The sequence below is a fragment of the Bradyrhizobium sp. USDA 3262 genome (genome assembly GCF_054060035.1).
In genome coordinates this window covers 7,251,237-7,271,772 of record NZ_JBSSCT010000001.1, presented here as the reverse complement: position 1 = coordinate 7,271,772, position 20,536 = coordinate 7,251,237, and the positions used below count along the sequence as shown (strand labels likewise).

Genomic DNA, 20,536 nt, shown 5'->3' with positions numbered 1-20,536 from the left:
AAGCCTGTCATTCCGGGGCGGTCCGCAGGACCGAACCCGGAATCTCGAGATTCCGGGTTCGCCTCTTCGAGGCGCCCCGGAATGACGCGGTGATGAAAAAGGGTGGGCGCGTTGCCCACCCTTTTTCTTTGTCGCAGAGGCGCGGCGCCTTAGCCGGCCGCCATCGGCTGCTTCTCGATCCTGTTGTGCAGCTGCCAGAATCGCACCGTGCGCTGCGCGGTCTCGAGCGAGAGCCGGCGGTAATCGCGCTGCGCGATTTCGAGCGTCGCATTGTCGAGCGGCAGCGGCAGCGGCCGCTTGCGCAGGATGGTTTCGACGGTCGGCCAGTTGAGCCGCGCCGAGCGGCACGGGATCAGAATCAGGTCGGAGCGGAGGCCGAGCATCAGGCGTTCGATCATCGCGATCGGCATGTCGTTGAGCACGGCAAGCGCGACCGTGACCTCGTCGAGCTTGCCCTCTTCGGCGAACTTGTAGACGGCCGCATCGTCGAGCTCGTTCAGCTGCTTCATCAGCTTGACCAGCTCTTCGGCGATGCCGTAGTTGCGGCGCGGCGCCGCAGCCTCTTCCTGGGCGATGTCGTTCAGCACCTGGCTGATCTCTTCGCGCGCCCTGGGCGACGCGATCGAAAGCAGACGGGCGCGCACCGTATCCTTGGCGCGCTGCAGCAGGTCGCGCAGCAGCTTGGCCGGAATGTCGATGCGCAGACCGAGGATCTCGACCAGCTCGTCGTCGCCTTCGGCGCGGGCGACGATGCTGGAATAGCCGTTGTCGGAGAACTGCGCTCCGGCGTTCTTGGCGAGACGCCGGATCACCTTGTCCTCGCCGCGGTCGATGATCACGTCGGTGACGGAAGGCGGCAGGTTTTCCCGCGCGGAGATCGCGAACAGGTGGTCCTGGCCCTTGCTGCTCGCGATCTCGCGCAGGGCGTCGTTCGAGAGGCGGCTGGAGTGGGTCAGCACGTCGCCGGCGACGCTGATGTCGTCGTCCCAGGCGAGGTGCTGAATCACCTCGAACGGCGCATAGTCGAGCGGCGCGAGCCGCTTGCTGAGCTCGGCCCGCGCACGGGTCTCGACGCGCGCGACCAAGAGGCAGAGCACGTCGTCGAACACCTTGACCTGTTCATCGTTGAGGCGGTCGCCGTCGTTCAGGAACAGATCGGTGACCTGCCGCAGCGTCTGCACACGCTTGGCCGATGTCCCGTCCCGGACCGCATCCTCGAGTTCGGCAATAATCGATTGTGACGCCTGTTGCGCCATCGATGGGCAACCTTGTTTTTGTTGAATGACACCTGTCTGCGCACCATGCGGGGCGCGGTCTTACACCTGCGTTAAGGTGGAACCCGGTGCAAATACGGTGTGCGTCGCATCCTTAACAGGCTGCGACCGGACTCGATTCAATGCGCGCTTTCGGCTCAGCGGAAGCTGATGCCGGTGCATTTTAAGAAATCGTTTAGGACGATACGCGCCGCGCGACGGAAAAGATGTCGATCGACGCTGCACGTCCGCGCAATTGCGTCGAGCCGAGCGGCTCGACGACTAAATCCCGGTCCGGCGGCAGCAGGCGGAGCAGGTCGCCCGATACCAGCAGCGGCCGGCCGGCCTCCTTGCAATGCGCCTGCAGCCGCGCTGTCACGTTCACGGTATCGCTGAAATAGGCGATCTGTCGCCGCGAGTCCCCGCATTCCGCGATGACGACCGGACCGGCATGCATCCCGGCCCTAAACGCGGGCACCACGCCGAACTCCTTGCGATATTGATCGGCCCGCTTGGCGAGGTGATCCTCGATCGCGAACACGCAATCGAGATACCGCCGCGATCGCCCGTCGGCATTGGCCGGCCAGGTCACGATCACTTCGTCGCCGACATAGGCGTGGACTTCGCCGCCGTGCGACACGATCGGCTCGTCGATGTCGAAGAAGAAGCGCGTCAGCAATTCCTGCACGCGCAGCTCGCCCATCGACTCCGCCAGCGTCGTCGAGCCGACCAGGTCGAGAAACAGCAGCACGCGCTCCTCGCGCACCGGCTGCCGATAGCGTCCGAGCACGATGCCGAGCAGCGTATGCCCGCCGATCATCCGGACCAACTCGTAGATCGTTGTGATCGGGATCGACAGCAGCAGGCCGACGCCAATGATCTTCAGGAAGGTTTCGCGCATCCACTTGGCTCGAGCCCATGCCCGTAGAGCACGATTTCCAGCGCGATCGCGGCGGCCGCAACGGTGACGGCGAGGATCACAGAGCGGCCGATCAGCTCGACGATGAGTGATTGCCGTCGCAGCCAGATGGAGCAAGAATCTTGATATATTCCTTGGCGATCGACAGTCGGCCGAAACAATTGAGCTGATGCGCATTGCCTCGGACGCTCCTCGAAAGGAGGAACGCAAAGAAGCTGCCCAGAAGCTACTCGAATCCATCAAGGATGAAGAAGTCGCTTCTTTTCTTCAAGGCTTATCTCTCGGCGACAAAGCAAGGTCGTTTCGATCCTGGTTGCGAAGCAAGCTCACCAGCTCCTCGACTGAAGTCTGATTGGTCGTCGGCAAAGTGCAAGAGTGGCGATGATTTTGACGAGGCCCCGCTTGTTGGGGTACGAAACGAATTCGTCTCCATCTTCTATGAGTAGACCCGATTTCGGGATTTCTAGTTCAAGGACTACGTCGTAATAGTTGGATTGTTTTGGCTCGACTGAGCCAACGAGCTCGCCGCTAAGAAGTGTTCCGCTCAAATATTTTTGGCTCGGGCGCGAATCGAAAACCAAGCTTGGGCCGTCAGCGTCTCCTCGCCAAAACACATGCTGCCAGGTTGTTGTGTTCTCTAACTTGGTTTCCTCGGCTGAGGATGTCCCTTTTCTTGAACTGCTGTTCAGTTTCGCAGAAGGTAGGGAGGATGCTGTCAATCCAATCTGATCGGTTTCAGACTCCGTGCGCGATAGGCGCTTTTTCAATGTGGCTTTAGCTTTGCCACTTAGCGACCAAGTCTGCTCTAGATTGCAAGCCAACGGAAATGCGCAGTTTTCAAGTCGGAAATTTAGGTAAGCACGTGCAAGCGCAACCCGGATTTGGATTGGACCTAGCGACAAGACATCGTCTGAAAATCGGGTTGTCAGATGGAGATTAGGTCCAGGCGCATTCCGTTCTCTAAAGTCGGCTTCGACGGTGCAGAGATAAGGTGCCTTTCTCTTGGTGATCAAAGGCGATTTGGTCATCATGTCTTCCCCCTTGTCGAATTGTAGGTGTATTTCCGCCGTTTTCAACTGAGGAGGGAAGCGATTGAGTGGCGCAGCGATGTTGGCTCTTTTTCCTAGTTCGATCTGGAATGTCCCGAATTTGCAGCTTGGGCCGAAGAGATTGTTTGTATTATTCGTCCTCATCTCGTCGGCCTGGGCCGGCGATCAGAGCGTTGGCGAGCCATCCTGCGACGGCGGCTCCTACCAGATGGTCGAATGCCTCAAGGCCAAGACTGCGCAGTGGGACAAGCGGATGAACGTCGCCTATCAGAAGGCGTTGAAGGATGCCGCCGACGACAAGCAGCGCGAACAGCTGCGCACCGCGCAACGGCTGTGGATCCAGTACCGTGTCGCCAACTGCCTGTATTACGACCTCGGCGAGGGCACCATCGCCCGCCTTGATGCCGGCGAATGCATGCGCAGCATGACCGAAGCCCGCGCTAAGGAACTGGAGAATCTTGGCCATCAGTGAGCCATCTTCCGGAGTCAGGACCGAGGTCATGACTGATGGAAAGAGCCAGGACGAATTGACCCAGCTTGCCGAGGAGGCGCTGCGCGCCCAGCCCGGCTGCGAAACCGCGCGTGTGCCGGCGGTCGCAGCGCTGCCCGATGCGCAGATCGGGCGCAACTGGGAAATTCCGAACGTCGTGCTCGGTGACAGCCTGATCAGCGACGTCGACCGCGCGGTGCTGTCGGTTCATCGCCAGCTCGGCCGCAAGTTTCACCTGGTGTAAGGCGGCCCGATCTCAGCTCGCTTGCGCCGGACGCGGCGCAGGCCGCGCGGCCATGCTGATGATCCTGAGCGCGAACACGGCGGCGAGCGGCACGAGAAACAGCGTGTAGAGCGGCATCTCGGGAATTCGCTTGCCGAACGAGACCATGAACTGCAGCAGCAGATAGTAGCCGCCGATGAGATGCAGCCTGCGCCAAACGCGCGGGCCCAGCATCGCGGCCGTGCGATCGAATGAGGTCGCGGTCAACGCGATGATGAAGGCATAGCCGATGCCGCCGAAGATATAGGAGACCGCCGAGGTCGCGGCGGCGAAGCCGGGCGGATCGAGCGTCGCGAAGGCTGCGATCGCGACCGCATGGATGGCGTGCGAGGCCGCGAAGGTGACGCCCAGGTAACGGCGGTTGCGGCGCTGCCAGTGCGTCCAGGCGTTCGACCACAGCCGCGCCAGCGCCGCCGCCGAGAAGGCGAGGCAGAAGAACAAGAGCGAGGTCCGCGCCGTGAAGCGGATCACCATCCGCACGCCCTCGACCTCGAACTGCCGCATCGCGGCGATCCAGATCGAAAGCCCGATCAGGGTGAGCGTGAGCAGGCCAAACAGCCGCCAGCCCTCGAACCAGTTGCGATGCGTCGCCATATCCCGCCTCCCGTTTATGTAATCACCAGTTACATTTCGCGCCCGCGCGCGGTCAATCCGTGTAATCATCGCTTACATTCACAAGCGGGTGATGCTAGTGGTGCGCCATGCGCCGCTCCGCCAAAAGCCCGCCCACCGGCCGCCGGCCCGCCAAGCCGCGTCCGGTCGCGACGCGGGCGCAGGCGGCCAGGCCGTATCACCACGGCGATCTCCGCCGCGTCCTGATCGATGCCGCCATGCAACTGGTCGGCGAGGGCGGGCCGGAGGCGGTCAGCGTGCGCGAGGCCGCGCGCCGCGCCGGGGTCTCGCCGGGCGCGCCGTTCCGGCATTTCCCGAGCCGGGACGCGCTGATGAATGCGGTGGCGGAGGAGGCGCAACGCCGCTTTCGCGCAGAGATCGAGGCGGCGCTGGCCGAGGCGCCGTCAGGCGATCCGCTCGGCCGCTTCCGCCATCTCGGGATCGCCTATCTGCGCTGGGCGATGAAGAACCCGACCCATTTCGAGATCATCTCCAGCCGCCGCTTCTTCGACCACGACCGCTCGGCCGCCGTCTCCAGCGACAATGCCGAGTTGATCGGCCTGACCGAGCGCACGCTGGCGGAGGCATTTTCAGCTGGCCAACTCGGGACGCGCGACCTCAGGCAGGTCCAGATCGCCGGCCGCGCGCTGGTCTATGGCTTCGCACGGATGCACATCGACGGCCATTTGCCGCGCTGGGGTGTCGGCGATGCGGAGGTCGAGCAGATGGCTGCCGACATCGTCGATCTCTTCATCGCGGGCATCGCGAGCCACGCCGCGCCAGCCGCCAAAGTTTAAGGCATGCGCGCTGCCTGCCGCGGCCAGGCTGGGCGCGGCAAATTCATTGCGCGTTCATGACGATTCAATTACGGTTTTGTGACGCGGTCCAGACACCGGCTGTGCCGCATGCCTCCTGGCCGTTGCCAGTCAAGGCGGTGGCATTGCGCCGGGTTGTATTGCGTCCCGCCCATGGCGCCCGCGCCTCAGCAAAACTCCTCCGTTGCCGCACTGGCCGGCGGTCTTGCCGCGCTCGGCATCTGGCGGTTGATGGCGGTCGCGGCACCGCATTTCGGCGCGCTGATCCTGATGCTGCGCACCGAGACCGATTTCGGCTCGCGGCTTTGCTTCCTGCTCACCTGGGGAATCCTGAACTTCCTGTTCATCGCGCTGCTGCGCCGGCCGGCGCTGTCGGGCGCGCTGTCGCTGACGCTGGTCGTCGTGTTGGTGCTGTTGTCGCGCTTCAAGCACGACGTGGTGCAGATGACCGCGAATTTCGTCGACCTGATGGTGATCGACCGCGACACCGCGGCGTTCCTGCTGACGATCTTCCCGAGCCTGCGCTGGTCGATTATCGGCGCCGGCCTCGTCACGCTGCCCCTGATGTACGCGCTGTGGTGGCTCGATCCGTTCCGCATCCGCCGCCTGCCGGCTGCGGCCGCCTGCCTCGCCTGCACCGCGGCCCTCTCGGGTTATGCCTTCGCCTGGCCGGACGAAGCCTGGCGCGGCTATTACGACGACGGCTATCTCTCGAAGTTCGCGCGCTCCGGCGTCACGGCCGTGTCCGATTTCGTCGCCTACGGTTTCATGGAGTCGGATCCGACCGCGAGCGACCAGCTTAGGGTGCCCCTGGTCGATGCCTGCCATCCTGCCGGGCGGCGGCCGAACATCATCATGATCCATGATGAATCGAGTTTCGACATCCGCGCCGCCTCCGGCGTCAAGGTGCCGCCGGGCTATGGCAGCCAGTTCAAGTCCTATGACGGCGTCGAGCGCAAATTCCTCGCCGAGAGCAATGGCGGGCCGAGCTGGTTCACGGAGTACAACGTGCTTGCGGGATTGTCCTCGCGCTCGTTCGGCCGGTTCTCCTATTTCGTCACCCGCATCGCATCGGGACGCGTGGAGCGCGGCCTGCCGTTGGCCCTGCGCCGCTGCGGCTACGACACGCTCTCGCTCTATCCCGCATTCGGCGCCTTCATGAGCGCGCGCAACTTCCAGACCACGACCGGCATCCAGCGCTTCTACGACGCGCATGACCTGCATGCGAAGGACGTCGAGCCCGACAGCTTCTTCTATGACAAGGCGCTGAAGCTGATGGCCGAGCAGAAGACGTCAGGTACGCCGCTGTTCGCCTTCGTCTATCTCGCCGCCAATCATTTCCCCTGGGAAACCAAATTCCATCCCGAGTTGCTGCCGTTGTGGAAGCGGCCGGGCAACACGCCCGCCGTCGACGAATATCTGCGCCGGCAGGCGATGAGCGCTGGCGACTATGCCGGCTTCGTCGCGGCGCTGAAGAAGAAGTTTCCGGCGCAGCCTTTCCTGATCGTGCGTTACGGCGATCATCAGCCGGAATTCTCGCCGCAGCTGCTAGATCCCGATCTCGATGAGGCCGGCATCGGCAAGAAGCTGATGGATTACGATCCGCGTTACTACGCGACCTACTATGCGATCGACGCCGTCAATTTCGAGCCGGTGAAGAGCCCGGCGGTGATGGACACGATCGACGCCGCCTATCTGCCGCTGGTGATTCAGGAAGCTGCGGGCATTCCGCTTGATCCGTCGTTCGAGGAGCAGAAGGCGATTATGCTTCGCTGCAACGGCGTGTTCTATTCCTGCAAGGACGGCGCAGAAGCCCGCCGCTTCAACCGCCTGTTGATCGACGCGGGGATCATCAAGGGGCTTTGAGACGTCGTCATTGCGAGGAGCGTAGCGACGAAGCAATCCATCTTTCCTCGCATGCGGAGAGGTGGATTGCTTGGCTTCGCTCGCAATGACGGCGAGAGGCTATTTTCTGCCGACCTTCTCCCACAGCCAGCGCGCCACGGCGTCGGGCGACGATGATGCGTCATTGCCCGACGCGCGCAAATTCGCCTCGCGCATCTCGGCGATATCGATCTTGCCGAGCAGCGGCCGCAGCGCCGCCTTGAGCGTCTCGTCGTCGCGTCGCTTTGGCGACAGCAGCACGATGGCGTCATAGGGCGGGATGGCGTGCCTGTTGTCCTCGAGCGTGACAAGATCGTATTTCGCGATCAGTCCGTCGCTGGTGTAGCCCGCGATCACGTCGACCTCGCCGGAGGCGACCGCCGCATACATGAAATCCGGCTGCATCTGACGCTGGGCGCGGAACGCCAGCCCGTAGGCCTTCTGGATGCCGGCCCATTCCGGCCGCGAGAAGAATTCATAGTCGCCGGCGATCGACATCGTGGCGGCGCGTGAGGCGAGGTCGGCGATCGAATGGATGCCGAGCTCTTCGGCGCGCTTCCTCGGCATCACCAGCGTATAGGCATTCTCGAAGCCGAGCTCGCCGAGCAGCGTGATGTCTTGCTTCGCCAGCGTCGTCTGCAACTCGCCCAACAGCTCGGCGCGGGGTTTGATGTCGGTGTGGTGGAACTGGTTGGCCCACAGCGTGCCGGAATAGTCGACATAGACATCGATATCGCCGGCCGTGAGCGCGTCGAAGATCACGTTGGAGCCGAGGCCGGCGCGGGTCGTGGCTGGAAGGCCGGCCGCCTGCAGCCGCTGCGCGATCAACGCCGACAGCACATATTGCTCGGTGAACGTCTTGGCGCCGACGACGATGCCCGCATGCGGGCGCGCGATCGCGGGCACCAGCGTCGCCGCGATCAGGGCGGCAATACCAAGCCCGCCGAGCGCCGTCCGGACGCGGCTGCGATTGCGCAGGCCGTTCTCGATCAGCGCCAGCAATTGGTCGACCACAAGCGCGAGCACGGCCGCAGCGAAGCAGCCGAACAGCACGAACACCCAGTTCTGGGTCTGCAATCCCGCGAAGATATAGTTGCCGAGGCTGGTCTGGCCGATTGGCGTCGACAAGGTGGCGGTGCCGATCACCCATACCGCCGCGGTGCGGATTCCGGCCATCATCACCGGCAGCGCCAGCGGAACCTCGACCATGGTGAGCGATTGCCGCGGCGTCATGCCGACGCCCTGGGCGGCTTCCAGCACCGCCGGATCGACCCCCGACAGGCCGGTGATGGTGTTGCGCAACACCGGCAGCATCGAATAGAGCGCGAGCGCCAGCACCGCCGGCAGGAAGCCGAACGCGGAGAAGCTGAAGCCGAGCCACGCCGCGGTCAACGCGGCGAGCGCCAGCAGCAGGGGATAGAACAACGCGAGCAGCGCGAGACCGGGCACGGTCTGCACGATGCTGGCAAGCCCGAGCAACGTCGTGCGCAGCACCGGCCGGTTGCGGGCGATGATCGCAAGCGGCAGGCTGATCAGAAGCCCGAGCGCCAGCGCGGCGACGCTGACCCGCACATGATTGCCGAGATAGTCGGGCAGATGCGCGAGCGCCTCGCTCCAGCGCGGATCGGCTGATAGGTTCATGCGGTGTCGCCCCGCGGCAGCAAAGCGCCCAGGCGTTCCGCCTGCCGCCGCGGCGTGCGCATCAGTTCGCCGACGTAGCCGTTGGTGCTGGCCGAGAGCTCCGCCGGCGTGCCCTGGGCCAGCAGCCTGCCGCCACGCATCACCGCGACACGATCGGCCAGCAGCAACGCCTCGGTCATGTCGTGGGTGATCATGACCGTGGTCAGGCCGAGCTCGCGGTGCAGCGTTCGATAATCGTCGCCGAGCGCGTCGCGGGTGAGGGGATCGAGTGCGCCGAACGGCTCGTCCATCAGCACGATGCGCGGCTTCGCAGCCAGCGCACGCGCGACGCCGACGCGTTGACGCTGGCCGCCGGAGAGTTCGTGCGGCATGCGCTCGCGATATTGTGAGGGGTCGAGCCGCACAAGGTCGAGCAGTTCGTCGACCCGCGCCGAGATCTCCGCTTGCGTCCAGCCGAGAAGCTTCGACGTGATGCCGATGTTGCCGGCGACGGACAGATGCGGAAACAGCCCACCGCTCTGGAAGACATAGCCGATGCGGCGCCGCAGCAGGATGGGATCGACGCGGCTGACATCTTCACCTTCGACGGCGATCCGGCCGTGGTCGGCTTCGATCAGGCGATTGGCGAGCCTCAGCAGCGTCGTCTTGCCGGAGCCCGAGCCGCCGACGATCGCCAGGAATTCACCCTCGGCCACGTCAAGCGAGACGTCGTCGACCGCCACCACGCGACCACTGTCAAAACTCTTGCCGACATGCGCATAGGCAATCAGCGGCGTTACGGGCATTCCAGGGCGACCTCATGTCTCACCGTCGTGAACGACAGTGATAGCCCATAAAATGGACTTTGACTTGAGGCGCGCGCCTGCGCCGTGTGGTTTCGCAGGCTGTTCCGGTCGAAGCGGATCAGCCCCGTCCGGGGCTGTGAGCACACATCACACTTCGTTCTTGGGTACGTACTTGCCCATGATGCATTTATAGCTCTGCAGGTGCCATTCGTGATACGGCCCCTTGGCGAGCCAATCGGCGATGCCGATCTGCGCATTCACTGCGCAGGCGCCCATGGTGATGCCGGATTGGTCACTCGTGGTGACGACCTTTTCCATGCAGAGTTGAGCATTGCAGAGGATGGCGACGAGCGTAACGAGCATGACGGCCTTTATCAGTGGGATTAACCCGGTCTGACCCGAATCATGCAGGGTTCATGCCACTATCAGCAGCTTTGGCGCCGCAGCGGGCAAGACCGGGAAAGTACGGCCGGAGCGAATCGTCACGTCCGTCAGCGCGTAGCCGCACGCCCGTAGATGCGCTATAGTCGCTGCCCAACTACGACGTGAGATCGGGGCGAGCGAGGAACGTTGCGCGGTCGGGGGCTGCATCGATGATGACGTTACCTGAGTTGGCGGCAGGTGCTTTGGAGAAGTTTCTCGCCACGCATGTCAGCCGCACCTTCGGCGCTTCGCAGGCGCGCTTCGGCGAACTCCTGCCAGCCGCCGCGCGCATCGCGCTGGAATGCATTGGCAACAGCGACGCGCTCTACCACAATGTCGAGCACACGATGCTGGTCACGCTCGCCGGGCATGACATCATCCGCGGCCGCGCGCTGCACACCCACGTCACCGCCGAGGACTACACCCACACCATCATCGCCTGCCTGACTCACGACATCGGCTATGTGCGCGGTCTTTTGAAAGGCGATGGACCCGATGGCTACGTCATAGATGCCTCCGGCAAGAAGGTGGTGCTGCCGCGTGGCTCGTCGGATGCCGGCCTGATGCCGTATCATGTCGACCGCTCGAAGCTGTATGTGCTCGACAGGCTCGAGGCCGTCCTTCCGCTCGATCGCGAGCGCGTCGCGCGCAACATCGAGGGCACGCGGTTTCCGGCGCCCGAGGGCCAGGAATATGACGATGAGGCGTCGATCGTCCGGGCGGCCGATTTCATCGGTCAGCTCGGCGATCCCAACTACATCAGGAAGGCCAACGCGCTCTATCACGAGTTCGAGGAGGTCGGCATCAACCGCCAGCTCGGCTATGAGTCGCCGGCCGATATCGTCGACCGCTATCCGCAATTCTACTGGAACATGGTTGCGCCGCACATTCAGGGCGCCATCAACTGCCTGAACATGACGGCAAGCGGCCGCCAGTGGATCGCGAACCTCTATAGCAACGTGTTCCGCGCCGAGCGCGAGGTGACGCTGTCCGGCCCGCAAATCTGACGCCGCGGCCTTTCAGCACGGATTGCGCTGCGTTCCCCAGCCGTTCGCGGAGTGTCCACATTTAGGCCTGCTTCGTCGTTGCACAGTCCGTGGAAATCAGCGACCTTGCGCCATGGATCCCTCCAGCGACCGTGTTTTCGACCGTTTCAGCATGATCTCCCGTTTCGCTCAATTGATTGCGGCTGCCGTCCTCTGCTGGCCGGCGCTCGCCGTTGCCGCCGGTCCGGTCTACGACGTCGACCTGTACGCGTTGATGTCCGGCACTTGCCGCAATGTCACCGTTGCGGGCCGCAGTTACACCTGCAAGGCGGTCGCCTATTTCCACACTCTGCGCGGCCGTTCCGAATTCACCGTGGTGCTCGACGATCCCGCCGACAAGAGCCACATCATCTCGTTCTCCGGCGAGAGCACCGAGCGCACCCAGGACAATCTGTTCGAGCTCGCGGTCGACCGCATGTTGCTGAAGTCCAGCGACCGCCCGCGGGTGGATGGCCTGCCGGTGCCGCTGGTCGAGATGTCGACCGGCTCATGCCGCCAGGTCGGAAGCTTCATCACGCGGCAGGTGTCCACCATCTCCTGCGCCGCGACCGACCAGAACGGCAAGAAGTACGAGCTGAGCTTCGAATCTGACGGCTCGCCGATGACGTTGCGCCGGTTGCGGCAATCGACGCTGCCGTCGGAACGGCAGAGGGCGCGCCAGATCGCGCAGCTCGAATGTCGTCTCAAGGCGCGCGCCGCGCAGGTGCTGCCGCGGGACACGACGGCCTTTATGATCCGCTGCCTCGGCGAGGGCGACGGCAAGCCGGCCGACGAACAGCGATAGCCACGCGCCCGGCGATCCGGACCAGGCTTGAGGAGAATTCGATGCGCTTGAAATTCATCATCGTCATCGCCGCCCTCGGCGCTGGTCTCGCCGGGCCCGCCGCCGCGCAAATGTACGATCCGAATTATCCAGTCTGCATGGAAGTCTATGAAGGCAGGCTGACGCCCGAGTACGTCGATTGCAGCTTCACTTCGCTTCCGCAATGCCAGGCGACGGCCTCGGGGCGGTCCGCATCGTGCTCGGTCAATCCATTCTACAAGGGTGCAAAAAAGCCGACCAAGGAGCGGGGTCAACGATACCGCCAACCCGGTAACTAGCGCTTGGGCTGACCGTCAATCATGCCCGCATGGCCGTCGCGCCGCTGGTGTGGTTGACTAACTCCGGCAGTTGTGGGGAAACCGTCCGAGCAACAAGGAGGGACCGATGCGCCTGAAACTGTTCGCGATCGCCGCATTCGCGGTCGCCCTGGCCGGACCTGCAGCCGGGCAGGCTTACGATCCGAACTATCCGGTGTGCATGCATGTCTATGGCGGCCGGGTCGGCGGCGGAAACTATATCGATTGCAGCTTCACCTCGATCCCGCAGTGCCAGGCGAGCGCGTCGGGCCGTGGCGCGATGTGCTCGGTGAATCCGTTTTTTGCTCCGCCACCGCCTCCGAAGCGCCGGACGCATCGCCGCCATCATGCTTACTGAAGCAGGAGTACCTGGTCCGTCGAACGCCGGCCGTCAGACCGGCAGGTTCAACGCATCGTAAGTGAACAGCCAGTCATAGCGCTCGCGCACCCGGTCCGGCTGCCATTCGCGCGAGACATAGGCGTCGGCCCCTTCGGCGTCGGCAAGCGCGGGATTATGGAAGCGCCTGGCGTTCTCGGCCGACTTCACCACAATCGCATTGGTCCGCATCAGCCGCGCGGTCTGGTAGCGCCGCAGCGCTTCCTCGGGAGGGAAGTTTTCAAGACAGCGCGCTAGCACCATGCCGTCCTCGATCGCCATGTTGGCGCCCTGGGCCAGGAACGGCAGCGTCGGATGCGCTGCGTCGCCGAGCAGGCAGGCGCGCCCGACGACGAAGCGATCGAGCGGGTCGCGGCCGAGCAGCGCCCATTTGTAGGGAATATCGAGGTTCGCGATGATGGTGTGGATCTCTGGATTCCATCCGGCAAAGGCACCGCTGCAGGCCTCGCGCGTGCCGCGTTCGGTCCACGATTCGACCGACCAGCTCTCACCCTCGAAGATGCCGACGAAGTTCAACAGCGCGCCGCGGCGCACCGGATAGGTGATGACGTGGCCGCCCGGGCCGATCCAGTTGGTGCCGACGTCGCGCCTGAGGGGTGGCGGTAGCCGTTGCATCGGCACCAGGCCGCGCCAGGCGGCCACGCCCGAGAAGAGAGGTTTGGTGTCGCCGCCGATCTGCCGGCGAATTTCGGAGTGCACGCCGTCGGCGCCGATCACGACGTCGCCGCGCCGACGCTCGCCATTGGCAAGGTGCAGCCAGATGCCATCGCCGTCCTGCTCAAATCCGCTGCAGCGACTGCCGAGATGCAGGCGCCCCGGCGCCCGAGCCGTGAATGCGTCGACCAGCACGCGGTGGAAGTCGCCGCGATGCACCATCCAGTAGGGCGCGCCGTAGATCGCGCGCGAGGAGGCGCCGAGATCGAACAATTTCCAGGTCCGCCCGGTGCTGAACAGCCTGATCTCCTTGCCCGAGGGCTCGCAGGCGATCGCCTGCATCTCTTGCTCGAGCCCGAGCGCGATCAGGACGCGTGTGCCGTTGGCGCTGAGCTGGACACCGGCGCCGAGCTCGCGCAGCTCGAACGCCTGCTCGAAGACCTCGACCTCGATGCCACGCTGCAGCAGCGACAGCCCCGCGACAAGGCCGCCGATCCCGGCGCCGGCAATCAGCACTTTTGGCTTGCGGTGTGTGCTCACGCGAACATCGCTATCTGCGCGTGATCAGGAAGTCGTCGGTGAATTCGCCGCGCGACAGCTTCACCGGGATCTCGCCGTCGCTGCCGATCTCGACGATCTCCGAGCCGGACTTGTGATCCTCAGGGGTTAACAGCTCGATGCGCTCGGCGATTTGCTCCGCCTGCCAATCGGTCAGCTTCCAGGCAAAACAGCCGCCGAGATCGCGCATGCCGAATTCGTCGTCGGCGGGCGCCAGCACCAGCGTGTCGCGCGAGACGGCGCCGGGAATCCGCTCCGCCACGGCAATGGTCTGCGGGTTCTCGGCAAAGCGCCGCAGCAGCGTTGCCAGCGCGGCGAGATCGGCGGCTTCGCCGAGGAACAGGAACAGCGGATGAAAATCGCTTGGCATGTATTCAAATCGCAGCATGATCGTCGGTCCGTTGACTGGGACTACTCGCTAAGCACCTTGATGACGTCCTGCGCGTGGCACAGCTCCACCGTGCCGACGTCAGAGGGCCGGGCGGGGCACTCCAGATAGCGCACCTGCAGCCACTGGCCATCGTCCATGTTCTCCACCACTTCGGCGAGGACGCCGGCCTCCAGTTTCAGCCGCGTCCCCACCTTGATCGCCATCACGTCAATCATCGCTACCCTTGACCTCGCCCGGAGTTGGCCTCGCTCAGAAGAACGTGGTGAGATTCTTGGCCAGCAGGATGTTCTGTTCAAGCAATATCTCGCGCCGCGCGATCTTCCAGCCATTGTCGGTCAGGCGCAGCGTGTCGTTGCGACGGCCGACGAAGATGTAGGTCTCGTACTCGACGCGGTTCTGGTAGACGAGGAAGCGGCTGGTGATGTCCAGCTCGCGCGCCGCCTCGATATCCGGCCGCGCGCCCTTGATCTGCACATTGCTGACCATGTGCGTGATGCGCGACAGCGGCTCCTCGGCATAGTGCACCCCGGTCAGGATCTGCTCGACCCGCTTGGTCAATGTCCATTTGTCCTCGTCGAACCAGCTGATGCCTTCGCCCCGTTTGGTGTTCTCGCGCGCGGCCTGCTGGCCGAACTTCACGTTGCGGCGGATCGGCATGAAATAGCTGATGTCGTCGGTGAGTAGCTCGAGCCAGTCGCGGAAGCGCCGATCGTCGAGCAAATCGGCCTCGTGATAGTAGAAATCCTCGACATCGGCCTTCAGCCGATAGTAGGCCGCGGATCGCTCGACCGCCGCGTTGCCGGCGTGTTGTTGTTTGTCCTGATCCTGAACGGTCGTCATCATCGCTATCTCCTCATCAGGCATCACAGGGTTGTCAGAGCGCCGGCTTGGGCGGGATCGGTCCGCCCTGCTGGGCGAAGCAGCCGACATCGATCACGGTGCCGGACAGCGTTTCCGCGTCTGACGACAGCAGGAAGGCGACCACATTGGCGATGTCGTCACCGGTGGCGACGCGGCCCGCGGCGGTGCCCGGCGCGCCCGTGCCGAAACGCGCCGCATCGCCGCCGACACGGCCGAGGCTCATGCCGCTGACGATGCCGCCACCACCGGGGATCACGGTGTTGACGCGGATGCGCTGGTGAAAGAAGTCGTAGGCCATCGCCGCGCTCAGCGCGACAACGCCGCCCTTGCTCGCGCTGTAGACCGCCATGTTCGGCTTGCCCCAGCCGGCGCCGGATCCGATGTTGACGATCGAGCCGCCGCCTTGCGCGATCATGTGCGGGATCGCGGCGCGGCTGGTCAAATACGGTCCCTTCAGATTGACGGCGATGATCCGGTCGAACAGCGCCTCGTCGGTGTCGAGCACGGTACCGAGCGGGCCGATCGCGGCGTTGTTGACGACGCCGTCGATGCGCCCGAACCGCGCCATCGCGTGCGCGACCACCCTGGCGACGTCGCTCGCTTGCGACACATCGGCTTCCATCAGTTCGGCGGAGAGCCCTTCGCGATCAAGCTGTTCGCGCAAGGCCGGAATGGCGTTCTGCGGGGTACTCGAGACCTGCGGCGCTTCGAGGCCGAAGGCGACCACCGCGTGGCCGCGCCGGGCGAGGCCGAGCGTGATCGCGCGGCCGATCCCGAAGGTGCCCCCGCTGACGAGGACGGTTTTTGCGGGCGCGGTCATTCTGCGGCCTGGCGGTTGCCCGCGGGCGATCCGAGCAACTCGTGCCAGTCGCCGCCCTGCATGTAGGTGGTCCAGCGGCGATAGAAGCCGCGCGCGATCTGCTCGGTGACTTGGGTCGAGACATCGCCGCCGAGCGGATGATCGGTCACGTAGGCGCCCATCGACTGCTGATAGTTGAAGGGATAGCGCCGCGCCACCGTGCCGGTGCTCGCCGCGGTCGCATAGAGCCAGTTCTCCATGTCGTCCTGCTCGGTCATGCCGGCCGGGCCGGAGTAGCGCATGTAGTAGCGGCGCAGATATTCCTTGGCTTCCTTCGGCGCGTCCTTGTCGACAAGGAAGAAGCGCCAGCCTTCGGTCGAGGTCGGGCTGTGCGGATGCCAGGCGCAAAGTCCGCGCGGCTGGCGGCCGTGATAGGAGGTGTTGGGGAAGATCGTGCCGACGAACGGCAGCAGCCGCGCCCCTTCGCCGAGCCGCCGCTTGCGCTCCTCGAAACAGTGCCGGAAGTATTTTTCGAGGATCGGGTTGTCGAGGAAGGACTCGATGTATTCATTGGCCTCCGGCTGGATCGCGCTGTGCACGCCATGGCCTTCCGGAAAGCTGATCCAGACGTGCTGCGCCTTCTCCAGCTCGTCGTCGCGGCGACCCTTCTTGCCGGCGGCAGCGCTCGGCCCGATGCCGATCAGGTCGACCGAGCGATGGCTTGGGTTGTGATAGGTGTCGCCGAGGAAATTCTCGGCCGCGAATTTCCAGTTGGCGGGGAACACCCATTTGTGGACGCCGATCACCTCGGAGCCGCCCTCGCGGCCGTCGCGGCAGTCGAGCGCCTGGTCGAGATGGACCTTGGCATCGCCGAGATAGGTGATGAAGTCGGGCGCGTCCTTGTCCCAGGTCGCCCAGATCGAGCCTTTGTAGTTGCAGAGCTTCGCCACCGAGACCAGCGAGTTGGCCTCGCGGTCGAGCACCCCATCGTACAGCGTCCGGTGCAGCGGAACGCCCTGCAGCTTGCCGTCGGTGGTGTAGGTCCAGCTGTGATAGGGGCAGGTGAACAACGACGTGTTGCCCTGCTCGTAGCGGCACACCTTCATGCCGCGGTGCCGGCACGAATTGAGGAAGACGTGAATCTCGCCCTTCTTGTCGCGGCACAGGATGACGGATTCCTCGCCCATCCGCGACGTGTAGAAATCGCCGGGATTGGGCACCAGGCTTTCGTGGCCGACCAGCAGCCAGGCGCGGGTGAAGACCTTGTCGAGCTCCTGCCGGTAAATATCGGCGTCCACGAAGATCTCGCGGCTGATGAAGCCACCCTTGACGTTAACAAGCTGATCGAAATCGTTGCGAAGCGGCATCGGCTCCTCCTTGATCTAGCATGCGCGACCGTGCGTCGCGGCGATAATGGTGCGTCCTACTTGTCGAGCTTGCAGCCGCCGGTTCCCTCGGGGCGGAACGCCTTGTCGCCGGGGATGGCCGCGATCTTCTGGTAGTAGTCCCAGGGATATTTGCTCTCATCCGGCTTCTTCACGCGGTAGAGCGAGAGGTCGTAGACGACGCGGCCGTCTTTCCGGATGTGCGCGGGGCGGCCGAAGAAATCGACCGGCAGCTTGCGCATCTCGGCATTGACCACCTTGGCCTCGTCGCTGCCGCCGGCCTCGATCGCCTTCAGGTAATGGCGCACGGCGGCGTAGGTCGCGGCCTGCAATTTGGTCGGCTCGCGCTTCTCGATCTCGATGAAGCGCTTGGCGAAGGCGCGGGTGCCGTCGTCGTCATCCCAGTAATATTGGGACGCGATGTACATGCCCTGCGCGTCGCGCAGGCCGATCGAATGGACATCGGAGATGAAGGTCAGCATGCCGACGATGGTCTGCCCGCCCTGTTGCAGGCCGAATTCGTGGGTCTGCTTGACCGCGTTGACGGTGTCGGCGCCGGTGCCGGCCAGCGCCACCACCTTGGCGCCGGAGCTCTGCGCGGCCAGCAAAAAGGATGAGAAGTCGGTGGTGTTGAAGGGATAGCGCACCGCGCCGATCACCTTGCCGCCGGCATCGGTGACGGCGCGTGAGGCATCCTTCACCATCGCGCTGCCGAACGAATAGTCGACCGCGACAAAGAACCATTCCTTGCCGACGCGGCGGCTCAGCTCGCCGACCAGGCCGGCCGACAGCGCGTAGGTGTCGTCGGCCCAATGCGTGACGACGGGCGAGCATTTGTCGCCGGTGAGGTCCGATGTCGCTGCGCCCGAGACCAGCGCGGTGCGGTTGCTCTGCGTCGCAAGGCCGGCGACGGCGAGGCCGACCGAGCTCACCGCGAGATCGGTCACCGCGTCGACATGCTCGACGTCGAACCATTGCCGGGCGATCCCGACCGCGACGTCGGGCTTGTTCTGGTGATCCGCCGAGATGATCTCGATCGGCTTGCCCAGCACCTTGTTGTGAAAATCCTCAGCGGCAAGCTTGGCGGCGGTCACCGAGCCCGGCCCGCCGAGATCGCGGCCGCTGCCGTAATCACCCAGCACTGCAATCCGCACCACGCCGTCCGAAATGCCCGAGCCGTCGGATGCGGCGTGCGCCAGCGGCGTCGAGAGCATCAGCGTGGCGATCGCGGCGGCGGCCCATCTGCGCGAGGCGTCTGTCTGCAGCAATTCCAATCCTCCCGTCGATTTTCATATGTCCATCTAGTGGACATTATTCTCATAATTTGCGATAGTATCCGCGCGGGCCGATTGGTCAAGCGCGCTGGATGCAGCGCGCCCCTGCCGAATTTGCGGATGTGGACGGATGGCAAAGAAACCGAAGGCGGAAGTTCAGGACGCGGAGCAGGGGGCGTCAGGCGTGCGGGCGGTTGACCGCGCCATAGCGATCCTGCAATGCTTCACGCCGGATCAGCCGGCGATGAGCGTGATCGAGATCCAGAAGCGGGTCGGGCTGAGCCGGCCGACGCTTTATCGCCTGCTGCAGACGCTGGCGCAGCGCGACCTGATCCAGGCCGAAGGCGACCCGCAGCGCTTCCGGCTGTCGCACGGCGTGATGAAGCTGGCCCATGTCTGGCTGAACGGTCTCGAGGTGGTCGCGATCGCGCGCCCGGTCGTCGAGGGCCTGCGCGAGGCGACCGGCGAGACCGCCGCGCTGTTCCGTGAACAGGATGATCGCGGCATCTGCATCCTCGAATGCGAGAGCCGTCACGTGCTCTCGATCAGCCGCGGCGTCGGCCACAGTCTGAGCCTGATCCAGGGATCGACCGGCAAGGCGATGCTGGCCTTCATGGACCCGAAGCGGCAGGCCGCGCTTCTTGCCAGCATTGCAAAGAGCGCGGATCGCGCGCGGCTCGAGGACGCGCTGACCTTTGCGCGGCGCAACGGCTATGCGACCAGCCATGGCGAGATCTTCGCCGGAGCGGTCGCCGTCTCCGCGCCGTGTTTCGATCATCGCGGCGAGGTCGTCGGTTCGGTCGGCCTCTACGGACCGAGCGCGCGCATCGACGAGCGGAAGCTATTGGAATATTCAAAGCTGGTGCGCGAGGCGGGCCGGCAGATTTCGGTTCTGCTGGGCTATCAGGACGGCGCGCCCATCGCGTAGGGCTTCAACACCGCATAGAGCATGTCGTGCGTCGGCGTCGCGACGCCGAGCTTGCGGGCGGCCGAGTTCGACCACCTTGCCGTTCAGCCACGGCAGTTCGAGCCGGTTGCCACGCTCGAGATCGAGCGCCATCGAGGCCTTCATCGCCGGTGGCGCGTGTCCGATGAAGTCGAGCACTTTCGTCAGTGCATCCGGCGGCAGCTTGATGCCGTTGGCGTGCGCGATGGCGATGATCTCCTCGCAGGCCGACACGAAGAGCGGGCGCAAGTCGGGATCGTCGCGCAGCTTGCCGATCGGCAGCCTGGTGACCGCGGTCATGCCGGCATTGGTGGCGAGGCCGACGAACTTCATCCAGAGCTCGGTATTGATCTGCTCGCTCAAGGTCGCGTCGAAGCCGGCCTTCAGGCAGAGATTGAGCAGCGCCTTGCCGCGCGGCGTGATGCGGCCGTCGAGCTCACCGAAGATCATGCGCATGAAGGTGCCGACCTGGTTGATGACGCCAGGCTTGATGATCGAGGCCGAGATCTGCGCCACGCCGCCCATCACGGCGTCGCGTCCGAGGATCGGGACCAGCCTGTCAGGCGCGTCGATGCCGTTCTGCAGCGGGATCACCGCCGTGTCGGGGCCGACCATCGGCCTGATGTGCTGGCCGGCGCTTTCGACGTCCCACAGCTTGACACAGAACAGCACGATATCGACCGGGCCGACGCTTGCCGGATCGTCGGTCGCCTGGGTCGGGACCAGATGGGTTTCGCCGCGGCCGCCCTGAACCTTCAGCCCCTCGCTGCGCATGGCGGCCAAATGAGCGCCGCGCGCGATAAAGGTGACGTCGGCGCCGGCATGCGCGAGCGCCGCACCAAAGCCGCCCCCGACGCCTCCGGCGCCCACCACTGCGATCCGCATGATTGTCTCCCTGTCCGTCGCTTTGGGTCGCAGCCTCGACGATGTCGGCGCAATGCGCAACCCGGTT

24 protein-coding genes are annotated in these 20,536 nt (G+C 64.4%); 10 read left to right on the top strand and 14 right to left on the bottom strand.

Annotation, left to right across the window (positions count from 1 at the left end):
- Positions 1-149: 149 nt before the first annotated feature.
- Positions 150-1,256 (bottom strand): DUF2336 domain-containing protein, encoded by a 1,107-nt coding sequence (locus tag ACVWYP_RS34450; RefSeq protein ID WP_069277951.1) that lies wholly within the window; start codon positions 1,254-1,256, stop codon positions 150-152.
- Positions 1,257-1,449: 193 nt separating this feature from the next.
- Positions 1,450-2,154: an adenylate/guanylate cyclase domain-containing protein gene (locus ACVWYP_RS34445; protein ID WP_304496383.1), complete on the bottom strand. Its 705-nt coding sequence runs from the start codon at positions 2,152-2,154 to the stop codon at positions 1,450-1,452.
- A 106-nt stretch (positions 2,155-2,260) separates the two neighbouring features.
- On the opposite strand from ACVWYP_RS34445, the gene ACVWYP_RS34440 reads away from it, so the two are divergent.
- The 3 genes from ACVWYP_RS34440 (at position 2,261) to ACVWYP_RS34430 (ending at position 3,955) form a co-directional block, all read left to right on the top strand.
- Positions 2,261-2,524 (top strand): hypothetical protein, encoded by a 264-nt coding sequence (locus ACVWYP_RS34440; RefSeq protein ID WP_304496382.1) that lies wholly within the window; start codon positions 2,261-2,263, stop codon positions 2,522-2,524.
- 818 nt (positions 2,525-3,342) lie between these two features.
- Positions 3,343-3,693, top strand: coding sequence for a lysozyme inhibitor LprI family protein (locus tag ACVWYP_RS34435; RefSeq protein WP_304496381.1), 351 nt, complete (start codon positions 3,343-3,345; stop codon positions 3,691-3,693).
- A 28-nt stretch (positions 3,694-3,721) separates the two neighbouring features.
- Positions 3,722-3,955, top strand: coding sequence for a hypothetical protein (locus ACVWYP_RS34430; RefSeq protein WP_304496380.1), 234 nt, complete (start codon positions 3,722-3,724; stop codon positions 3,953-3,955).
- A gap of 12 nt (positions 3,956-3,967) precedes the next feature.
- Here the strand turns inward: ACVWYP_RS34430 and ACVWYP_RS34425 are convergent, their stop codons facing one another.
- The gene (locus ACVWYP_RS34425; protein WP_304496379.1) at positions 3,968-4,588 is read right to left on the bottom strand and encodes a hypothetical protein; all 621 of its coding nucleotides are present in this window, start codon (positions 4,586-4,588) and stop codon (positions 3,968-3,970) included.
- Between the two features lie 107 nt (positions 4,589-4,695).
- On the opposite strand from ACVWYP_RS34425, the gene ACVWYP_RS34420 reads away from it, so the two are divergent.
- Together ACVWYP_RS34420 and ACVWYP_RS34415 are read left to right on the top strand one after the other, a co-directional pair.
- Positions 4,696-5,403: a TetR/AcrR family transcriptional regulator gene (locus ACVWYP_RS34420; RefSeq protein ID WP_304496378.1), complete on the top strand. Its 708-nt coding sequence runs from the start codon at positions 4,696-4,698 to the stop codon at positions 5,401-5,403.
- A 171-nt stretch (positions 5,404-5,574) separates the two neighbouring features.
- On the top strand, positions 5,575-7,287 hold the full coding sequence (locus tag ACVWYP_RS34415; RefSeq protein ID WP_304496377.1) for a sulfatase-like hydrolase/transferase: 1,713 nt from the start codon (positions 5,575-5,577) through the stop codon (positions 7,285-7,287).
- Between the two features lie 99 nt (positions 7,288-7,386).
- Here the strand turns inward: ACVWYP_RS34415 and ACVWYP_RS34410 are convergent, their stop codons facing one another.
- The 3 genes from ACVWYP_RS34410 to ACVWYP_RS34400 all read right to left on the bottom strand — a co-directional run bounded on the left by ACVWYP_RS34410 (position 7,387) and on the right by ACVWYP_RS34400 (position 10,094).
- On the bottom strand, positions 7,387-8,946 hold the full coding sequence (locus ACVWYP_RS34410) for a glycine betaine ABC transporter substrate-binding protein (RefSeq protein WP_304496376.1): 1,560 nt from the start codon (positions 8,944-8,946) through the stop codon (positions 7,387-7,389).
- Complete coding sequence (locus tag ACVWYP_RS34405) at positions 8,943-9,731, bottom strand: ATP-binding cassette domain-containing protein (protein ID WP_304496375.1); 789 nt, start codon at positions 9,729-9,731, stop codon at positions 8,943-8,945. The genes ACVWYP_RS34410 and ACVWYP_RS34405 overlap by 4 nt, the downstream gene beginning before the upstream one ends.
- Before the next feature lie 147 nt (positions 9,732-9,878).
- The gene (locus tag ACVWYP_RS34400) at positions 9,879-10,094 is read right to left on the bottom strand and encodes a hypothetical protein (RefSeq protein WP_016844293.1); all 216 of its coding nucleotides are present in this window, start codon (positions 10,092-10,094) and stop codon (positions 9,879-9,881) included.
- Positions 10,095-10,324: 230 nt separating this feature from the next.
- On the opposite strand from ACVWYP_RS34400, the gene ACVWYP_RS34395 reads away from it, so the two are divergent.
- From ACVWYP_RS34395 to ACVWYP_RS34380, 4 genes are all read left to right on the top strand, one after another.
- On the top strand, positions 10,325-11,161 hold the full coding sequence (locus ACVWYP_RS34395; RefSeq protein ID WP_028342360.1) for a hypothetical protein: 837 nt from the start codon (positions 10,325-10,327) through the stop codon (positions 11,159-11,161).
- 151 nt (positions 11,162-11,312) lie between these two features.
- Positions 11,313-11,984, top strand: coding sequence for a hypothetical protein (locus ACVWYP_RS34390; RefSeq protein WP_304496374.1), 672 nt, complete (start codon positions 11,313-11,315; stop codon positions 11,982-11,984).
- Positions 11,985-12,025: 41 nt separating this feature from the next.
- Positions 12,026-12,301 carry a DUF3551 domain-containing protein gene (locus tag ACVWYP_RS34385; RefSeq protein ID WP_304496373.1) on the top strand — a complete coding sequence of 92 codons (276 nt, stop codon included), beginning with the start codon at positions 12,026-12,028 and terminating at the stop codon, positions 12,299-12,301.
- Positions 12,302-12,407: 106 nt separating this feature from the next.
- Positions 12,408-12,677 (top strand): DUF3551 domain-containing protein, encoded by a 270-nt coding sequence (locus ACVWYP_RS34380; protein ID WP_304496372.1) that lies wholly within the window; start codon positions 12,408-12,410, stop codon positions 12,675-12,677.
- Positions 12,678-12,710: 33 nt separating this feature from the next.
- Here the strand turns inward: ACVWYP_RS34380 and ACVWYP_RS34375 are convergent, their stop codons facing one another.
- Genes ACVWYP_RS34375 through ACVWYP_RS34345 form a run of 7 tightly spaced genes read right to left on the bottom strand, consistent with a single transcriptional unit; the run spans position 12,711 to position 18,638 of the window.
- The gene (locus ACVWYP_RS34375) at positions 12,711-13,910 is read right to left on the bottom strand and encodes an FAD-dependent monooxygenase (RefSeq protein ID WP_304496371.1); all 1,200 of its coding nucleotides are present in this window, start codon (positions 13,908-13,910) and stop codon (positions 12,711-12,713) included.
- 10 nt (positions 13,911-13,920) lie between these two features.
- Positions 13,921-14,316, bottom strand: coding sequence for a hypothetical protein (locus ACVWYP_RS34370; protein ID WP_304496370.1), 396 nt, complete (start codon positions 14,314-14,316; stop codon positions 13,921-13,923).
- 23 nt (positions 14,317-14,339) lie between these two features.
- Positions 14,340-14,522 carry a hypothetical protein gene (locus ACVWYP_RS34365; protein WP_304496369.1) on the bottom strand — a complete coding sequence of 61 codons (183 nt, stop codon included), beginning with the start codon at positions 14,520-14,522 and terminating at the stop codon, positions 14,340-14,342.
- A gap of 46 nt (positions 14,523-14,568) precedes the next feature.
- Entirely contained in the window at positions 14,569-15,162 is a 594-nt protein-coding gene (locus ACVWYP_RS34360; RefSeq protein WP_028342367.1) for a 3-phenylpropionate/cinnamic acid dioxygenase subunit beta, read from the bottom strand.
- Positions 15,163-15,193: 31 nt separating this feature from the next.
- On the bottom strand, positions 15,194-16,000 hold the full coding sequence (locus ACVWYP_RS34355) for an SDR family NAD(P)-dependent oxidoreductase (RefSeq protein ID WP_304496368.1): 807 nt from the start codon (positions 15,998-16,000) through the stop codon (positions 15,194-15,196).
- Positions 15,997-17,346 (bottom strand): aromatic ring-hydroxylating oxygenase subunit alpha, encoded by a 1,350-nt coding sequence (locus tag ACVWYP_RS34350; RefSeq protein WP_028342369.1) that lies wholly within the window; start codon positions 17,344-17,346, stop codon positions 15,997-15,999. The genes ACVWYP_RS34355 and ACVWYP_RS34350 overlap by 4 nt, the downstream gene beginning before the upstream one ends.
- Positions 17,347-17,402: 56 nt before the next feature.
- Complete coding sequence (locus ACVWYP_RS34345; protein ID WP_439711110.1) at positions 17,403-18,638, bottom strand: ABC transporter substrate-binding protein; 1,236 nt, start codon at positions 18,636-18,638, stop codon at positions 17,403-17,405.
- Positions 18,639-18,768: 130 nt separating this feature from the next.
- On the opposite strand from ACVWYP_RS34345, the gene ACVWYP_RS34340 reads away from it, so the two are divergent.
- Positions 18,769-19,566, top strand: coding sequence for an IclR family transcriptional regulator (locus ACVWYP_RS34340; protein ID WP_304496366.1), 798 nt, complete (start codon positions 18,769-18,771; stop codon positions 19,564-19,566).
- Here ACVWYP_RS34340 and ACVWYP_RS34335 read toward each other — a convergent pair.
- Positions 19,492-20,469: a ketopantoate reductase family protein gene (locus ACVWYP_RS34335; protein ID WP_304496365.1), complete on the bottom strand. Its 978-nt coding sequence runs from the start codon at positions 20,467-20,469 to the stop codon at positions 19,492-19,494. The genes ACVWYP_RS34340 and ACVWYP_RS34335 overlap by 75 nt on opposite strands.
- Positions 20,470-20,536: the final 67 nt, after the last annotated feature.